This window comes from Olsenella uli (genome assembly GCF_901212675.1).
Taxonomy (GTDB): Bacteria; Actinomycetota; Coriobacteriia; order Coriobacteriales; family Atopobiaceae; genus Parolsenella; species Parolsenella uli_B.
The window spans coordinates 15-17,567 of record NZ_CAAKOQ010000059.1 but is presented as its reverse complement, the minus strand read 5'-3'; the positions used below and the strand labels follow the sequence as shown (position 1 = coordinate 17,567).

The window sequence follows — 17,553 nt, the reverse complement described above, 5'->3', positions numbered from 1 at the left end:
AGGTGGGTGGGAATGGGGGGCTTGGGTTAACGGTGAGGTGGGGCAATGATATGCGGTGAGTTTGGCCGTGTGTTGGTTGGAGTGTTTTGCGCGAATTGGACGGGGATGTGGCACGCGGAAGGCCCACTTGTCCTCCGAATGGGGGGCTTGCCGGCTGTGGGCGGATGGGACGTGGGGTATGGACGGACTCTTGTGCCTTCTCCGCGCCGCCCCGCTCCTCGGCCCTGTTTGGGTCGGCTTCTTTCCCCATCAGCCTTCTTGTAAGGAAATCGCTTTAGTTTGCTAAAGTGACGAGGGCCGCCGTACTTTAGTGTGCTAAAGTAGCACCCGAAACCGAAGCGAAACGGGCGAGTGGTAGATTGGCGCCCGCAAATGGGAAGGGACACGGGTCCCACTCCACAAGGAGGACGATAGCGTGATCTACGGAACACCGAGGGGCTTCCGAGACATCCTGCCGGAGGAGGCGTCCGCGCGCGAGCGCATCAAGGACGTTGCGCGTGCGTGCTTCACCGCGCGGGGCTACCTGCCCGTCGAGACGCCGCTGCTCGAGGACCGTGCCGTGCTCGAGCGCGCCGGTCGCATCAAGGGCTCGCCCTTCCAGCTCTTCGACTCCGACGACCGCCTGCTCATGCTTCGCCCCGACCTCACGCTGCCCATCGCGCGCATGACGGCCAAGCGCTTTGGCATGGGCGAGCTGCCGGTTCGCCTGCGCTACGAGGCGCCGGTCGTGCGCGAGCAGGCCTCGCTCAAGGGCCAGCCGCGCCAGTTCACGCAGCTGGGCGTCGAGCTCATCGGCGCGGACGACGTGAAGGGCGAGGTTGAGGTCCTCACCCTGCTTGCCGAGGTGCTCGAGGCGCTCGGCGTCGAGGGCTGGCGCATCGCCTGCGGCTCGGTGCGGCCGCTCGTGGCGCTGCTCGACGCGGTGGCGCCCAACGACGAGTTCCGCGCGCAGGTACTCGCCTACGTGCACGGCTCCGACCTCGTGTCGCTCGACGAGTACGTGGCCGCGGCGGGGCTGCCTGCCCCGGCGGCCCGCGCGCTCACGCGCCTGCCGCGCGTGCATGGCGACGCCTCGGCCATAGACGAGATCGACGAGCTGCTCGAGGCGGCCTGCGTGCCGGCGGCCCGCCGCGGCACGGTTGAGCTCCGCGCGCTCGTGGAGGGGCTTGCTAAGGGCGACGAGGCCCCGGCCCTCTCCTTCGACTTCAGCATCATCAACAGCTTCGACTACTACACGGGCATTGTGTTCAAGGCCTACGTGGACGGCGTGGCCGCGAGCCTGGGATCGGGCGGCCGCTACGACGCGGTGCTCGCCAACTTGGGGCTTCCGGGGGTCGCTGCCTGCGGCTTTGCCCTCTCGCTCGAGCGCCTGCAGGAGGTGCTCGGCGAGCGCGGCCAGGGCACGAGCGGCATCGCAACACCGGGCGTCAACATCAAGGGCCGCCCGCTGCGCATCGCCATCCCCAAGGGCTCGCTCTTCAAGCCCACGCTGGCGCTGCTCGAGCGCGCGGGCCTGCCGGTTGACGGCCTTGCCGACTACGGCCGCAAGCTCATCATCCGCGACGGCGACTTCGAGTACGTGATCGTGCGCGCCACCGACGCGCCAGCCTTCGTGGGCCACGGCGGCGCCGACTGCGGCATCTGCGGCAGGGACTCGCTCGTGGAGGCCAACCTCGACCTGCTCCAGGTGGTCGACCTTGGCTACGGCGTCTGCCGCATGATCGTGGCCGAGCCGGCGGCGCGTGCGGGCGAGGCCGAGCGCGCCTACGCGTGGCGCGGCACCATGCGCGTGGCCACCAAGTACCCGCGCATCACGCAGCTTTACTACGACCGCATCGGCCAGCAGGTGGACATCCTGGCCCTGCATGGCAACATCGAGCTGGGCCCCATCGTGGGCATGACTGACCGCATCGTGGACATAACGCAGACGGGCACCACCCTGCGCGAGAACGACCTCGCCATCGTCGATGATGTGATGCCCATCTCGGCCCGGTTCTTCGCGGGCCCGGCGGCCTATCGCTGCGACGCGCGCATCCGCGAGCTTGCCGACCGCCTCGCCGCGGCCGTGCAGAAGGAGGAGTAGCACATGATTCACGTAGACCTGACGGGCGGCCGTACCCTCACCAACGCGGACATCAAGCGCGCGGGAGCCCTGCCCAAGGAGGTCATGGCGAGCGCCGAGGCCATCGTCGACGACGTGCGCGACAACGGCGACGCGGCCGTGCGCGCCTACTGCGAGAGGTTCGACGGCTCGTGCCCCACGGCCTTCCGCGTGCCCGACGAGCTCATCGAGGCCGCGCCCACCCTAGTCGACCCCGAGTTCCTCGAGAGCCTCGAGCTGGCGCACCGCCAGATTCGCGCCTTCCATGAGCGCGAGGTGCAGCAGTCGATGTTCTCGACGCGCCCCGACGGCACCATCCTGGGCGTCAAGATCACCCCGCTGCCGAGCGTGGGCATCTACGTGCCGGGCGGGCGCGCCCAGTACCCCTCCACCGTGCTCATGAACGCGGTACCGGCTAAGGTGGCGGGCGTGCGGCACATCGTCATGGTGACGCCGCCTCAGAGGGATGGCAGCCTCTCGGCCTATACGCTCTGCGCGGCCAAGCTCGCGGGCGTGGACGAGGTCTACGCCGTGGGTGGCGCCCAGGCCATCGCCGCGCTCGCGTACGGCACCGAGTCAATCCCGCGCGTGGCCAAGATCACCGGTCCCGGCAACGCCTACGTGGCGGCCGCCAAGCGCTACGTCATGGGCGACGTGGGCATCGACATGGTGGCCGGCCCCTCCGAGGTGTGCGTGCTGGCAGATGCTACGGCCGACTCCGTGGTGGTCGCTGCCGACCTCATGGCCCAGGCCGAGCACGACCCCATGGCCACGTGCTACCTCGTGACCGACGCGCCGGCGCTGCCGGTCGCCGTGGAGGACGCCATCGAGCGGCTCGTCTCGCAGAGCCCGCGCGAGGAGGTCACGCGCAAGAGCCTCAGCCACGGCGTCATCGTCGCGTGCGACACGCTCGCCGACGCCGTGGCCGCCGTGAACGTGGTGGCGCCCGAGCACCTTGAGCTTCACTGCGCCGACGCCATGAGTCTCCTGGGCTCCATCGAGAACGCGGGCGCCATCTTCGTGGGCCCCTGGAGCTCCGAGCCGCTCGGCGACTACGTGGCCGGCCCCAACCACACGCTGCCCACGGGCGGCACGGCCAAGTTCTCCAACCCGCTCGGCGTCTACGACTTCGTGAAGCGCTCGAGCGTAATCAGCTACACGCCGGCAGGCCTCGCCGCCGACGGCCCCGCCGTGCAGGCGCTCGCGCAGTCCGAGGGCCTGTGGAGCCACGCGCTCTCGGTGGGGCTGCGCAGGAGGCTCGTGGAGCAGGGCGAGGACGGCTTTGCCGACGCGGCCGCCGCATGTAATGGCGCGATGCGCACGGCCTGGCCGTGCGACCTCGGCAAGCCCGGCGTCCCCTACCTGCCCGGCTACGACAAGGAGGAGTAGATCCATGCCCCAACTCTCGCCGCGCGTCCAGGCCCTCGTGCAGCCGCACCTGCGTGACCTCGACGTCTACGACCCCAACTTCACGCCGACGCGCATCAACCTGTCGGCCAACGAGAACACCTACGACGTGCCACCCGCGGCCCGTGCGGCCATCGACGAGGCGCTTGCCGCCACGCACACCAACCGCTACCCCGACCCGCTCTCCAACGAGCTGCGCGACGAGCTCGCGGCCTGGCACGGCACCGACCGGGCGCACGTCATCGTGGGCAACGGCGGCGACGAGCTGCTCTATAACTTCCTGCTCGCCTTTGGCGGGCCAGGCCGCACGCTCGCGATCTGCCCGCCCACGTTCTCCGAGTACGCCTTCTTCGCCTCGCTCACGCAGACGGACGTGGCCGAGGTCTGGCGCGACCCCGAGACGATGCTTGCGGACGACGACGCGCTCGTCGACGCCGCCGGCAAGGCCAACCTCATCATCCTGACCTCGCCCAACAACCCCACGGGAGACCTCGCGCCCGTGGCTCTCGTGCGGAGGCTCTGCGAGGCGTGTCCGGGCCTCGTGATGGTCGACGAGGCGTACGGCGAGTTCGCGGCCCCGGGGAGCTCCTGTGAGTCGCTGCTCGACGCGTACGACAACCTCGTCGTGCTCCACACGCTCTCGAAGGCGTTCGCGCTTGCGGGCGCGCGCTGCGGCTATGTGCTCGCAGCGCCCGACGTGGTGGAAGCGCTCGCGGCTGTGCGCCAGCTCTACTCGGTCAACGTGCTCACGCAGGCGGCGGCGCTCACGGCCGTGCGCCTGCGCGACGAGTTTGCGCCCACGGTGGCCACCATCGTGTCCGAGCGCGCCCGCGTGCTTGCGGCGCTGCGTGAGCTGGCCCGCACGCGCGAGCTCACCGTCTGGCCGAGCGAGGGCAACTTCCTGCTGGTGCGCGTGCCGGGGGCAAGCGAGGTGCGTCGCCGCCTGCGGGACGAGTTCTCCATCCTCGTGCGCGACTTCTCGTACGCGCCGGGCCTCGCCGACTGCCTGCGCGTCACCGTGGGCACGCCCGAGGAGAACGACGCCGTGCTGGCCGCGCTCGGCGAGCTGCTCCCCGCCGCCGGCCCGTCCGATTCGCTCCAAGCCCTCTCCTAGGAGGCCCCATGTCCCGCATCGCAACCGTCTCGCGCACCACCGGCGAGACCGACATCACCCTCACGATCGACCTCGACGGCACCGGCAAGGTGGACGTCTCGACCGGCGTGGGGTTCTTCGACCACATGCTGAGCGCGTTCGGCCGCCACGGTCTCTTTGACCTCACGGTGCGGGCCACCGGCGACTGCCAGGTCGACGACCACCACACCGTCGAGGACGTGGGCATCGTGCTGGGCCAGGCCGTGCGCGAGGCGCTGGGCGGCAAGGCGGGCATCGGCCGCTTCTCCGACGTCTGCATCGCCATGGACGAGGCGCTCGTGCAGGCCGCCATCGACGTCTCCGGGCGCGGTCAGGCCTACGTGACGCTTCCGCTCCAGACGCAGAAGGTGGGCACGTTCGACACCGAGCTCGCCGAGGAGTTCTTCATCGCCTTCGCGCGCGACGCGGCCCTTACGCTGCACGTTCGCGAGCTCGAGGGCTCCAACTCGCACCACATCATCGAGGCGGCGTTCAAGGCGTTCGGCCGTGCCCTGCGCTTCGCGTGCGAGAAAGACCCGCGCGTCACCGGCGTGCCGTCCACGAAGGGCGTGCTCGCATGAGCGCGCCGGCGGAGGCGTCCGCGCCCATCGTCGTCATCAACTACCACAAGGGCAACCTCTCGAGCGTGGAGCGCGGGCTCGTGCGCGCGGGCTGGGAGAACGTGCTCGTCTCCGACGACCCCGCCGACATCGCGTGTGCGGCCGGCCTCGTGCTTCCCGGCGTGGGCTCGTTCTATGACGCTACCACGTTCGTGCACGAGAGCGGCCAGGACGAGGCAATCCGCGCGGCGGTGGCCGCAGGCGTGCCCTTTTTGGGCATCTGTCTCGGGCTCCAGCTGCTCTACGACCGGGGTGACGAGGACGTGCCGGCCGATGCCGCAGCAGTCTCGTCGGCAGGACCTCTGGGCGAGGGCCTCGCGGCGGGCACCGTGTTCGAGGCACCCGACGAGCTCGGGGCGTCCCATCGGTGGGTGCGCGGCCTGGGCATCCTCTCGGGCTCCTGCACGCGGCTCGAGTCCGCGCGGCTCAAGGTGCCGCACGTGGGCTGGGACCAGGTGCACGTGACGGCTGCCGGGCGCGACTGCCCGCTGCTTTCGGGCTTTGCCGAGGGCGCCAATCTCTACTTCACCCACTCCTACGCGGCGGCCGACGACGCCGACCCGGCCGAGGTCGCCGCCCGCACGCACTACGTGCGGAGCTTCCCATGCGTCGCCTGGAAGGGCAACGTGTTCGGGTGCCAGTTCCATCCCGAGAAGAGCTCGGCCACGGGACTCGCGATTCTCAGGAACTTCGTCTCGATCGTGAAAGGCAGCGCAAAGTGATCCTGTTTCCAGCCATCGACCTCGTGGGCGGCAAGGTCGTTCGCCTCGAGCGTGGCGACCGCTCCAAGATGAAGGTCTACTCGGAGAACCCGGCGGCCGTCGCCCGTCACTTTGCCGAGCAGGGCGCCACGTGGGTACACGTCATCGACCTCTCCTCCGCGTTCGAGGAGGACGAGGCCGCCCGCGCCGCCAACGATGCCGCCATCAGGGCAATCTGCGAGGTTGACGGCATCTCCGTGGACGCCGGCGGCGGCGTGCGCTCGCTCGCGCGCGTCGACCAGCTGCGCGAGCTGGGCGTGAAGCGCATCTCGCTCGGCACGGTGCTCGTGCGCGAGCCGTCGTTTGCCGAGGTCGTCGCCAGGGGCTTCGGCGAGTGCATCGTGGCCGACGTCGCCGCGCGTGACGGGCAGGTCAAGGTGAACGGGTGGCGCGAGGGCGTCTCGAGAAGCGTGGGCGACGTGGTGGGGCACCTGCGGGAGCTGGGCTTTCGGCACCTCGTCTACACCGACATCGCACGCGACGGCATGCAGACGGGCATCGATGTCGAGGCGTACCGGCGCGTCGCCAAGATCGCGGGCTTTCCCGTGGTGGCAAGCGGTGGCATCACGAGCCTGGACGACATCCGGGCGCTGGCCGCCGCCGGTCCCGACGTCATCGAGGGCGCCATCACGGGCCGTGCCATCTACGAGGCGAGCTTCTCGCTCAAGGACGCCCTTGCCATCGCGAGGGGAGAGGCACAGTAGGCGAGAGCCAAGCGGGACGGCCGCGGGAGCGGCGGTCCCATCGAGGAGGCAACCATGCTTACCAAGCGCGTGATTCCGTGCCTGGACGTCAAGAACGGCCGCGTCGTCAAGGGCGTCAACTTCGTGGACCTGCGCGACGCCGGCGACCCCGTCGAGCTTGCCGCGGCCTACGACCGCGAGGGCGCCGACGAGGTGGTGTTCCTCGACATCACGGCCACGAGCGACAATCGTGCCACGACTATCGACATGGCCGCTCGTGCGGCCCGCGAGCTGGCGATTCCCTACACCGTGGGCGGCGGCTTCCGCGACCTCGAGGGCATGCGCACCATGGTCGCCGCCGGTGCTGACAAGGTCTCGCTCAACTCGGCTGCCATCAAGAACCCCGAGCTCATCACGGTGGCGGCGCGCGCGTTTGGCAGCCAGGCCGTGGTCTGTGCCATCGATGCCAAGCGCGTGGGGAAGCCCGGGGCTCCTGGTGCCGACCGCTGGGAGGTCTACGTGGCGGGTGGTCGTGTGGCCACGGGCATCGACGCGGTGGCCTGGGCGGAGGAGGCCGCGCGGCGCGGCGCCGGCGAGATCCTGCTCACGAGCATGGACCGCGACGGCACCAAGGAGGGCTTCGACCTGGCGCTCACCCGTGCGGTGGCGCGCGCGGTGCCCATTCCCGTCATCGCGAGCGGCGGCGTGGGCACGCTCGAGCACTTTGCCGAGGGCATCATCGAGGGCGAGGCGGACGCGGTGCTGGCCGCGAGCGTGTTTCACTTTGGGACGTTTAGTGTGCGGCAGGTCAAGGAGTACATGGCGAGCCAGGGCATCCCGGTGCGCCTGGACTTCTAGGATTCATGCGCCGCAGCGGCCGGTTTTGTGGGCGGGTCCCCGTCTTTGGGTCTCTGTCCGGGTGCGCCAAAGCAAAACTTTTCCGTTATCTAGATTTTTCTGCGTGGGCGGCGAGCAATGCCCGTGTGGGTGCGAGATGGCTCTGGCAAAGTCGCAGGTACAATGCTTGCTGGTTTTTCCTCGATGTGGCTTGATGTGGCGCGGGCCTCGAAAAATCTAGATAACGGATTACTTTTTCTGTGAGCCGTCTGAGGTGTGCCACGAGGCGCAGTGTGCCACGAGGCTCAGAAAGGGTGCGCTCTTTCCACCTATACTTTAGTATGATAAAGTGCAAACCGGCTTTGGAGCCCGAAACGGCCCTTGGACTTGAGGTCGATTGCGGAACGCCATTCCAGTTCCGGGGCACCGAGTTAGCTTTGAGGTACCGAGTCGGTTTTGAAGTGTCGAATCGGTTCCGAGACGTCGAGCCAGCTCGTGAGGAAGGCCAAGGACGAGACGTGTGTTGGCGGTGACCGTGCGTGCCGCCTAAGGAGGGACATGGGGGACAGCAATGCCATGGGGGCGTCGGCAGGGTCTGCGCCGGCATCCTCGCACTACGAGGACCTGCGGGCGGGCTTTGACCCGGCATCGCTCAGGTTTGACGACCGGGGGCTTATCCCCTGCGTGGTGCAGCAGTTCGATACGGGCGAGGTGCTCATGGTGGCGTGGATGAGCGCGGAGTCCATCCGCCTCACGCTCAAGACGGGCAGCACGTGGTTCTGGAGCCGCTCGCGCCAGGAGCTTTGGAACAAGGGCGCCACCAGCGGAAACATGCAGCAGGTCAAGGAGCTTTGGGCCGACTGCGACAAGGACACGCTGCTCGTGAAGGTCGACTCGCCGGGTCCTGCCTGCCACACGGGGCACCGCAGCTGCTTCTTCAACCGAGTCGCCTAGGCGCCGCCGCGTCGCGTGCCCGGTCGACCGGCAGCAGTCAATATCATCAATAAACCGCAGGCCAAGATACCTGCAAATCGAGAGGACCAGTCATGGGAGTCCGAACCGCAAACGTCCAGCCCGGAAACATCGGCGAGACGCTCGAGAGCCTGGCCGCGACGATCCACGGCCGTCGCGAGGCGTCGCCGGAGGTGAGCTACACGGCCAAGCTGCTCACCGAGGTCGAGGACGAGCTGCTCAAGAAGCTTGCCGAGGAGTCGAGCGAGGTCATCATGGCCTGCAAGGACGATGACCACGACCACATCCGCTACGAGTGCGGCGACCTCGTGTACCACCTGCTCGTGACCATGGAGCGCTTTGGCATCTCGCTCGACGAGCTGGCCGGCGAGCTCAATGCGCGCATGAAGTAGGGGCCGCAGCCTACTCCAGCGGCACGCTCTCCCAGCTGCCGTCCGCGTGGGGCACCTCGATGGCACGGTAGCCAGCGGCGTGCGCGTAGCGGTAGGCGTCGCGGATGCCCCAGCACACGTCGCAGGCGCGGTGCGCGTCGGAGCCCACGGTGATGGGCACCTCCGCCTCGTGGAACCGCTCGAGCAGGCCTGCCGAGGGGTAGTAGGCCCCCACGCTCTTGCGCAGGCCCGCCGTGGAGACCTCGATGCGCCGCCCGCAGTCGTGCGCGCACGCGGCCATCTGGTCCCAGAGCGGCGACAGGTCCATCGTCGCGGGGTAGCCCTCGTTGGCAAAGCGCATCGCCAGGTCCGGGTGGGCCATCGAGTCAAAGCCGACGGGGCAGGCGCACGCCTGGCACCAGGCGTCGGCGTAGCGGTGCCAGACCTCGTCGGCACCCAGCTGCTCCCAGACGTGCTTGTCCTCCGAGTAGTCGATCCAGCCTGCGTCGGTGCCGGGAAGGCCCGCCTGCGCCACGCCCGTCTCTCGCGCCTCCGCGGAGCCCGCCGCGCCTGCGTGCACGTCGCCCGGGTCGCCGATCCAGTGGACGCTTCCCAGTAGCACCACAGCGCCTGCCGACCAGCGCCGGATGTTCTCCTCGCAGCCGGGGTACCAGTCGCACTCATAGCCGTAGACCAGCTCGAGCGGCGTGCCCCCTCCCTCCGTGAGCTCGCGGGCGAGGCCCCGGGCCTGCTCGAAGGCCCCGCGGCGCTCGGCCAGCCGCGCCTCGGGAACCTGGCACTCGAGGTCGGGGTCCATGCTGGCGGGCAGCGTCAGGTGGTCGGTGGTCACGAGGGTGGAGCAGCCGGTCACGGCTGCCGCGCGCACCACCTCGTCAAGGGTCGGCTCGCCGTCCGAGAAGCTCGTGTGCGTGTGACAGTCGACGATGGGCGTCATGGGTGCTCCTCGGGCTGTGTTCGTACGGGGTGCGGCGACCGGTCTGAGGTCTCGCTGCCGGCCCGCCACCTGCCCCCACGTCAAAACGTGACAAATCATCCGGAAGGAAACGTGACAGGTGGGGTTAGCGGTCGCGGATCTTCTTGGCCGTGACGAGCGCCTTGTAGAACGTGTGGCGCAGTGGCAGGTCGCGGGCGGGGGCCACCTCGGCGACCTCCTTGGTGAACTTGGTCTTGAACTCGTTGAGCCCCATGAGCTTGGGCGAGAAGTCGCTGCCGATGGCCATCATGTCGTAGTCCAGGCAGCCCTTGTTGGCGCCCAGGTTGCAGCACTCGAAGTAGACGAGCTTGTCGGTGACGTGCTGGCGCATGGTGTCGTTGCGGCTCGCGCCGTAGTAGCGCACGCCGCGCGTACCCGAGATGGTGACGATCGACCAGGTGACCACGCGCCCGTCGATGCGGCCGGCGTAGACGCGGCAGTGCTTGGGCCCAAGGATGCGGATCATGTCCTCGTAGTCGCTGCAGGGAGCGGGGTGGAAGCCGTCACGCTCGCCCGTCTCGCGCATGACGTCGTAGTACTCCTCGAAGCTCTTGGCGGCGAGCTCGGTCTCGTCGGCGCAGGTGGCCGGGCTCTCGCGCAGGCTCTTGCGCACGTCCCTGCGCCCGCGTGGCTTCATGCGCGAGAGGATGGCCTCGTCGCCGCCCGTGACGTCGATGATGACCGTGTGGTCGTAGGGAATGCCGGAAAGCGTGGGCTCACAGGCAGGCAGGTCGGCGAGGACCGACAGGCGGATGAAGACCTGCTTGTGGTCGCGCTTGTGGACGTGAGCGGCGAGGGCCTCGATGCCCACGGCCTCCTGCTCGGGCGTGGGCGTCTCCACCCAGACCGGCGCGTGGTTGGTGCGCAGGTAGTGGTAGCCGTGGGTCTCGTAGTCGAACAGGCTCGCGAGGGCGACGGTGTGGGCGGCGCCGTCCGCGTCGTGCTCCTCGAGGGCGACGCAGCCCCACGGCGTGCGGCCGTCGATGGTGGCCTGGTAGCGGGACCAGGCGGAGGTCTGCTCGATGGGCAGGCTGATGCCAAGCTCTGCCGCGGTGGCCTCGAGCTCGTCGATGGTGATGTCCCTTGCTTCGATCACGTGCGCTCCTGTGTCGTAGTCGGGCGTGGCGGACTGCCGGCGCGTCGCGTGGGCGCGGTCCTCCGCCTCCTTTTGCAACTCATCATCTTAGGCCCGCCGGCCTGCGCCTTGCGGAATCACACGGCGAAACCAGACGGGCAGGTCCGCCTGGGGTCGCCCCTCGTGACCTGCCGCCTCCTCGACATTTGGCCATGCGGGGCCGACGGCCGTGTCACGCTCCCGTGCGGGGTCGGCGATTGCGCCATACTATTCCATCTGGGCGGGCCGACGACCGAGCCGCGCCCTTGAAGGCAGGCGTCTGTCTGGTCATGCGGGGTCGGCGATTGGCCTCGCCTTTGAAAAGCCGGGCATCCGGCCGGCTTGCGGGCCATCTACCGGAGCATTCGCAATTGACGTCTTCGCACTTTTGAGTTGTGAACGAATTTACCCTCCGTTTTGAGCGTGGCCCGAGTAGCTTATTTGGGGTTTGCCTCCCAGACGGGGTCGAAGCGCCCAAAAAAACGTTCACAACTCAAAAGTGCGAAGACCTGATTTCCGAATGCTTCGGTAGATGGCCTGCGAACCCGTCCGGGAGGGGCCGTTCGCGCGGAATCGTCCGAGAGCGGGCCCCTCGCGAGCCCTTGCCGACTCGCGCGTCCCGCGCACGACGGCCTCCGTGGGCTCTGTCCAGGGCGAGCCCGTCCGACCGGTTGCTAGAATCTAATGCATCACATTCGGGGAGGGGGAGACGAGTGTCAAAGCTCGGAGACGAGGGCACGCCCAAGGTCGGCGCCACGGACGGGTTCGCGGGAAGCGGTGACAAGGGGCCCGCTCTGGGCGATGTCGGCAAACTCGAGGCCGCGCTTGCGAGCGACGCGGCCACGGCGGCCGCGGCCGTGCGCGAGGCGGCCGCTGCGGGTCCCGCCCACCTGCCCACCATCGCCGAGCAGGTGGCGCTCGTTCCCACCGACCCGGGCTGCTACCTCTGGAAGGACGCCAAGGGCGACGTACTCTACGTGGGCAAGGCCAAGAACCTGCGCGCCCGCATGCGCCAGTACGTGCAGCTCACCGACGAACGCCCCATGGTTCCGCGCCTCATGGCGGCCACGGCAAGCTTCGACTACGTGGTCGTGGGCTCCGAGCACGAGGCCCTCGTCCTCGAGATCAACCTCATCCACCAGTACCGCCCTCCCTTCAACGTCGACCTCAAGGACGACAAGAGCTACCCCTACATCGCGCTCACGAAAGGCGACGTCTTCCCGGCCATCAAGTACACGCGCGAGCGTCACCGCCCCGAGACGCGCTACTTTGGCCCCTACACCGATGCCCGCGCCGCGCGCGCCACGATCGACGTGGTCCGCAAGGTGATGCCGCTGTGCATCGCCACCTGCGCCGAGTGGAAGCGCGTGCGCCGCCAGATCGAGGCGCATCCCGAGCAGGGCGACGTCGTGGCGCTGGCCCAGGCCGAGCACGGCCGCCCCTGCTTCGACTACCACGTGGGACGCGGGCCCGGCGTGTGCGCGGGCTGCGTCACGCCCGAGGAGTATGCCGGCCACGTGACGCAGGTGGAGCGCTTCCTCGCGGGCCATCGCGGCGAGTTCGTGGCCGAGCTCAAGGCCGAGATGGCCGAGGCCGCCGCGAACCTCGACTTCGAGCGGGCTGGGCGCGTGAAACGCCGCCTCGCCGTCATCGACGGGCTCGACGACAAGCAGCGCGTGGTGCTCGGTGGCGGGCAGGACACCGACGTCATCGGGTTCTGGCGCGAGGAGACCATCGCGGGCGCCTGCGTGTTCGTGGTACGCGAGGGCCGCGTGAGCCGTACCTGCGAGTTCGTGCTCGACAAGGGCCTCGACGTGGGCGAGGAGGAACTGGTCGACGGCTTCGTGAAGCGCTACTACGACCAGACGGGCGACATCCCCACTGAGGTCTGCGTGCCCTGCGCGCTTGCGGATGCCGAGACGGTGGAGGGCTGGCTCACGGCCCGGCGTGGCCGGCGCGTGACGCTGCACGTGCCCCAGCGCGGGGCGAAGGCCCAGGTGGCCCAGATGGCAACCAACAACGCCCACCACTACCTCGCGCGCTACGAGCTGCGCACCGGTTACGAGGACAAGCGTACCAATGAGGCGCTGCTCCAGCTGGAGAGCGCGCTGGCCCTGGACGAGCCGCCCATGCGCATCGAGTGCTTCGACATCTCGACCATCCACGGCAAGCACACGGTGGCGTCGATGGTGGTGTTCACGGGCGGGCATCCCGACAAGAGCCAGTATCGCCGCTTCAAGATTCGCGCCGAGCTGGACGAGGCCAACGACTTCGTGAGCATGAGCGAGGTACTGGCGAGGCGCTATGGGCCCGAGTGCATGGCCGACGAGCGCTTTGGCAAAAAGCCCGACCTGCTCATCCTCGATGGCGGAAAGCCGCAGCTCACGGCTGCCATCGAGCAGCTGGGGGCGCTGGGCGTGGACATCCCGATGGCGGGCCTCGCAAAGTCGGACGAGGAGCTCTTCGTGCCGTGGGATGACATGCCGGTGGTGCTGCCGAGCGGCTCTGCGTCGCTCTACCTCGTGAAGCGCGTGCGAGACGAGGCGCACCGCTTCGCCATCACGTTCCACCGCGAGCTTCGCGACAAGGCGATGACGGTGTCGATTCTCGACGAGATTCCGGGCGTGGGGGAGAAGCGCAAGCGGGCACTGCGTCGGGCCTTTGGCAGCATGAAGCACCTGCGCGAGGCGAGCGAGGCCGAGATCGCCGCGGTGCCGGGGATTCCAGCCGAGGTGGCGCACGAGATCTGGGGGACCCTGAGGGCATGGGACGAGGAACTGGGCCGCGGCCGCGAGCGGGCGCTGGGGGACGCATCTGGCGATGCGCCCGGTGACTTGCCCAACGAGATGCCCGACAACGCATCCGACGAGACGTCTGGTGACGTATCCGACGACACGGCCGCTGATACAGCCAACGACGTACCCACTGACGCGCCCATCGACGCCCCCGTCCCGTCACTGTAGTGTCTTCGGACAAGCGACCGGACAAAACCCCAGGTGACTGAGGGTCGCTTTGTCCAAAAAAGCTCCACTCGGCGGTAGGGGAGCGGGGCCCCGTCCCAGCGTTTGCCGAACGTAGCGGTTTTGGACAACGGCTTCGACAAAACCCCAGGTGGCGAGAAGCCCACTTGTCCGAAAACGCTACGGCCGGCGGTGAGGAGCTATCCGCAATCAATAGGGGCCTGTCCGCAGTCAGGGGCCTGACCGCAGCCACCTCCCGAGCCGCCGCCGGGACCACCGCCCGGGCCGGGGTCGCCGTCCTCGTCCATCATCTGCAGCATCGTGAGCCCCCAGCCGGTCTTGGCTGCTGCCCGGCCAAACTCGCCCGGGCCCACGCGTCCGTCATCGTTGCGGTCCATGAGGCCCATGGAGGCCCTTTCGTGAGGGGCTTGCCCACGGGGGCTTGCTTGCTGCGGAACCCGCGCCTTCGCTGCCAAGCACGCGACGCATCCGCAGGCAAAAGGTGCCAGAGCATGACGTCTCCCGCATGCCGCTATTCCGCGGCCCGGCGCCTGCGGCCCGCGGGCCCGCGCGCGCCGCGGAGGGCGGACCCCGTCTACAATGGGTTGGCAACCAAGGAGAAGGGCTACCCCATGACGGACGGCACGCAGAAAGAACCGCAGGTCGCAGACGACATCACGCTCGAGGCCACCCCGAGCGCCGCCAAGCCGGAGGCCCGGCGCACCATCGCCGTGGTGGACGGCAACTCGCTCATGCATCGCGCCTTCCACGCCATCCCGCCCACGATGACCACACCCGACGGCCGGCCGACCAACGCCATCTTCGGCTTCGTCTCGATGTTCGTGAAGCTGGTCGAGAAGTTCCGCCCGAGCGGCGTCATCTGCGCGTTCGACAAGGGCAAGCCGCGCGTGCGCATGGAGATGCTGCCGCAGTACAAGGCCCAGCGGCCGCCCATGGACCCCATCCTTCACGAGCAGTTCCCCATGGTGAAGGAGCTGCTGCGCCAGATGGACGTGCCGGTGGTCGAGCTCGAGGGCTGGGAGGGCGACGACATCCTGGGCACGCTCGCCCGGCGCGGCGAGGAGGCCGGCTACGACATGCTGCTCGTCACGGGCGACCGCGACATGTACCAGCTCGTGACCGACCACGTGAACGTCGTGTCCACGCGCAAGGGCGTCTCGGACGTGAACATCATGACACCCGAGAGCGTCGACGACCTCTACCACGGCGTCACGCCCAAGCTCGTGCCCGACTTCTACGGCCTCAAGGGCGACACCTCGGACAACATCCCCGGCGTGCCGGGCATCGGCCCCAAGAAGGCGAGCGCCCTCATCGTGAAGTACGGCTCGCTCGACGAGGTCATCGCGCATGCCGACGAGGTCAAGGGCAAGATGGGCGAGAGCCTGCGCGCCCACATCGACGACGCGCTGCTCAGCCGCAAGGTGGCCCAGATCCGTACCGACGCGCCCATCGACGTGGACCTCGCGGACGCCAGGTTCCCCACGTTCGACGTGCAGGTCGTGCGCGACGCCTTCGGCGCGCTCGGGTTCACGGGCATGACGAACCGCGTGCTCGCGCTCGCGGGCGACGACGCTGCCGGCGATGCCCCGACGCCGGCGTGCGTCGAGCTGGGACCGGTGCTTTCGGGCGAGGTCCTCGAGAAGGCGCTCGCCGACGCGCTGGAGGCGGGGGAGTGGCTTGGCATCGTCGTGGCGGACGCTCCCGTGCAGGGCACGCTCTTCGAGCCCGAGCTCGAGGTCTGGGCCTCATGCGAGGCCGGCGTGGGTAGGCTCGCAGGCGACGGGGCACGCTCGCTGGTGGCCCGCGCGTTCGAGCAGGGCAAGGTGGCCTCGCTCGACGTGAAGCGCCTCGTCCACGCGCTCTATCCCGTGGACTCGTCGCTTCCGGCGTACGAGCCGGAGGCGGGCTCCGCGTTCGACCCGGCCGAGCTCTCCGCGGACCGCATCTTCGACGACGGCGTGGCCACCTACCTGCTCGACTCCTCGGCCGGCTCCTACGGCGCGACCGACGTTGCTGGGCGCTACCTCTCAGGCGAGCTCCCCAAGCCCACCGACGACGTGCCAGCCTCGGCCATCGCCGCCGAGGTGTCGCGCCTCGCGCGGCCGGCGCTTGCCGACGAGCTCGAGAAGGACGGGTCGGCCCGCTGTATGTACCAGATCGAGATGCCGCTCGTGGGCGTGCTCGCGCGCATGGAGCGCCAGGGCATGCACGTCGACCCTGCGGTCCTTGCCCAGCAGTCCGCCGAGCTGGGGGCCGACATCGAGGCCTCCAGGCGCAGGGTCTTCGAGGAGGCGGGCCGCGAGTTCAACATCGACAGCCCCATGCAGCTCTCGGGCGTGCTCTTCGACGACCTGGGCCTGCCCACGGCGGGCCTCAAGAAGACGCATCGCGGCTACTACTCCACCAACGCCAAGGTGCTCGAGGAGCTTGCCCGCAGCTACGACGTGGTGGCCGAGGTCCTGGCCTATCGCGAGAAGGCCAAGATCAAGTCAACCTACCTGGACGCCCTGCCGGCCCTCATCGCCGGCGACGGGCGCATCCACACGAGCCTCAACCAGACTGTGGCCGCGACGGGGCGCCTCTCGAGCTCCAGCCCCAACCTGCAGAACATCCCCGTCAGAAGCGAGCTGGGCCGGCGCGTGCGCACGGCGTTCACGGTGGCCCCGGGCAGCGTCTTCCTCGCGTGCGACTACTCGCAGATCGAGCTGCGCCTGCTCGCGCACCTCTCCGGCGACGAGCACCTCATCGCGGCCTTCTGCGAGGGCGAGGACTTTCACGCCGAGACGGCCGCACGCGTCTTTGGCGTGCCGGTCGCCGAGGTCACGCCGGAGCTGCGCAGCCGCGCCAAGGCCGTGAACTTCGGCATCGTCTACGGCCAGCAGGCCTACGGGCTCTCCACCTCGCTGGGCATCCCGCGACGCGAGGCGCAGGAGATGATCGACCGCTACTTCGCGGCCTACCCTGGCGTGCGCACCTACCTCGACCGCACCGTCGCGGAGGCCAAGAAGAACGTCTGGGTCGAGACGATGTTCGGCCGCAAGCGCCACGTGCCCGACATCCTGTCGAGGAACGCCAACCTGCGCAGCTTTGGCGAGCGCACGGCCATGAACCACCCGATGCAGGGCACGGCGGCCGACATCATCAAGCTCGCGATGATCGCGGTCGACGCGCGTATGCGCGAGGAGGGGCTCAAGAGCCGCCTCATCCTGCAGATCCACGACGAGCTGGACTTCGAGGTACCCGAGGCCGAGCTCGAGGAGCTGAGCCGCCTCGTGAAGGAGACCATGGAGGGCGTGGTCAAGCTCTCCGTGCCGCTCGTGGCCGAGGTGAGCTGGGGCAAGGACTGGGCGGCTGCTAAGTAGGCCGGTCCGCTCACACTGGGCGGCTGCGAAGGAAGTGGCCTGCTCACAACCGGTCGGCCGTGGCCGCTGCTTGGTGCGGCGGCCACGGCCGACCGGCCCTGTATTCCGTTTATCCGCTTGCCGTTTTCTTCCCACATGACGTTTTACTTGTATATAGCATGTACAAGTGCAAGACATGCATGTTAGTCGTTTATGTGCGGGGTGGACGGTATTGGGTC

At 68.7% G+C, this 17,553-nt stretch carries 14 protein-coding genes; 11 read left to right on the top strand and 3 right to left on the bottom strand.

Features of this window, described 5'->3' with window-relative positions:
• Window positions 1–415 precede the first annotated feature (415 nt).
• The 9 genes from hisG to hisE all read left to right on the top strand — a co-directional run bounded on the left by hisG (window position 416) and on the right by hisE (window position 8,905).
• Window positions 416–2,083, top strand: coding sequence for an ATP phosphoribosyltransferase (gene hisG, locus EFAMC1_RS09980; RefSeq protein ID WP_187324654.1), 1,668 nt, complete (start codon window positions 416–418; stop codon window positions 2,081–2,083).
• A gap of 3 nt (window positions 2,084–2,086) precedes the next feature.
• Window positions 2,087–3,490: a histidinol dehydrogenase gene (gene hisD, locus EFAMC1_RS09975; protein ID WP_154054122.1), complete on the top strand. Its 1,404-nt coding sequence runs from the start codon at window positions 2,087–2,089 to the stop codon at window positions 3,488–3,490.
• 4 nt (window positions 3,491–3,494) lie between these two features.
• Window positions 3,495–4,622, top strand: a complete 1,128-nt coding sequence (gene hisC / locus EFAMC1_RS09970) for a histidinol-phosphate transaminase (RefSeq protein ID WP_154054121.1) — start codon at window positions 3,495–3,497, stop codon at window positions 4,620–4,622.
• 8 nt (window positions 4,623–4,630) lie between these two features.
• Window positions 4,631–5,221, top strand: a complete 591-nt coding sequence (gene hisB / locus EFAMC1_RS09965; protein WP_154054120.1) for an imidazoleglycerol-phosphate dehydratase HisB — start codon at window positions 4,631–4,633, stop codon at window positions 5,219–5,221.
• A complete protein-coding gene (locus tag EFAMC1_RS09960; protein ID WP_154054119.1) occupies window positions 5,218–5,982 on the top strand; it encodes a glutamine amidotransferase-related protein in 765 nt (254 codons plus the stop codon). Before hisB ends, EFAMC1_RS09960 begins: the two co-directional genes overlap by 4 nt.
• Complete coding sequence (locus tag EFAMC1_RS09955) at window positions 5,979–6,725, top strand: HisA/HisF-related TIM barrel protein (protein ID WP_154054118.1); 747 nt, start codon at window positions 5,979–5,981, stop codon at window positions 6,723–6,725. Before EFAMC1_RS09960 ends, EFAMC1_RS09955 begins: the two co-directional genes overlap by 4 nt.
• 54 nt (window positions 6,726–6,779) lie before the next feature.
• Window positions 6,780–7,562, top strand: a complete 783-nt coding sequence (gene hisF, locus EFAMC1_RS09950) for an imidazole glycerol phosphate synthase subunit HisF (protein ID WP_154054117.1) — start codon at window positions 6,780–6,782, stop codon at window positions 7,560–7,562.
• Between the two features lie 537 nt (window positions 7,563–8,099).
• Window positions 8,100–8,495, top strand: a complete 396-nt coding sequence (gene hisI, locus EFAMC1_RS09945; protein WP_261981869.1) for a phosphoribosyl-AMP cyclohydrolase — start codon at window positions 8,100–8,102, stop codon at window positions 8,493–8,495.
• 92 nt (window positions 8,496–8,587) lie between these two features.
• Complete coding sequence (hisE, locus tag EFAMC1_RS09940; protein WP_154054116.1) at window positions 8,588–8,905, top strand: phosphoribosyl-ATP diphosphatase; 318 nt, start codon at window positions 8,588–8,590, stop codon at window positions 8,903–8,905.
• Between the two features lie 10 nt (window positions 8,906–8,915).
• On the opposite strand, the gene EFAMC1_RS09935 is transcribed toward hisE, so the two are convergent.
• Window positions 8,916–9,839 carry a PHP domain-containing protein gene (locus EFAMC1_RS09935; RefSeq protein ID WP_154054115.1) on the bottom strand — a complete coding sequence of 308 codons (924 nt, stop codon included), beginning with the start codon at window positions 9,837–9,839 and terminating at the stop codon, window positions 8,916–8,918.
• 124 nt (window positions 9,840–9,963) lie between these two features.
• Complete coding sequence (locus EFAMC1_RS09930; protein ID WP_154054114.1) at window positions 9,964–10,974, bottom strand: lipid II:glycine glycyltransferase FemX; 1,011 nt, start codon at window positions 10,972–10,974, stop codon at window positions 9,964–9,966.
• 875 nt (window positions 10,975–11,849) lie between these two features.
• Here EFAMC1_RS09930 and uvrC point away from each other — a divergent pair.
• Entirely contained in the window at window positions 11,850–13,955 is a 2,106-nt protein-coding gene (gene uvrC, locus EFAMC1_RS09925; RefSeq protein ID WP_154054167.1) for an excinuclease ABC subunit UvrC, read from the top strand.
• Between the two features lie 197 nt (window positions 13,956–14,152).
• Here the strand turns inward: uvrC and EFAMC1_RS09920 are convergent, their stop codons facing one another.
• Window positions 14,153–14,359: a hypothetical protein gene (locus EFAMC1_RS09920; RefSeq protein ID WP_154054113.1), complete on the bottom strand. Its 207-nt coding sequence runs from the start codon at window positions 14,357–14,359 to the stop codon at window positions 14,153–14,155.
• A gap of 225 nt (window positions 14,360–14,584) precedes the next feature.
• Between EFAMC1_RS09920 and polA the strand changes: the two genes are divergently transcribed.
• Window positions 14,585–17,335, top strand: coding sequence for a DNA polymerase I (gene polA / locus EFAMC1_RS09915; RefSeq protein WP_154054112.1), 2,751 nt, complete (start codon window positions 14,585–14,587; stop codon window positions 17,333–17,335).
• Window positions 17,336–17,553: the final 218 nt, after the last annotated feature.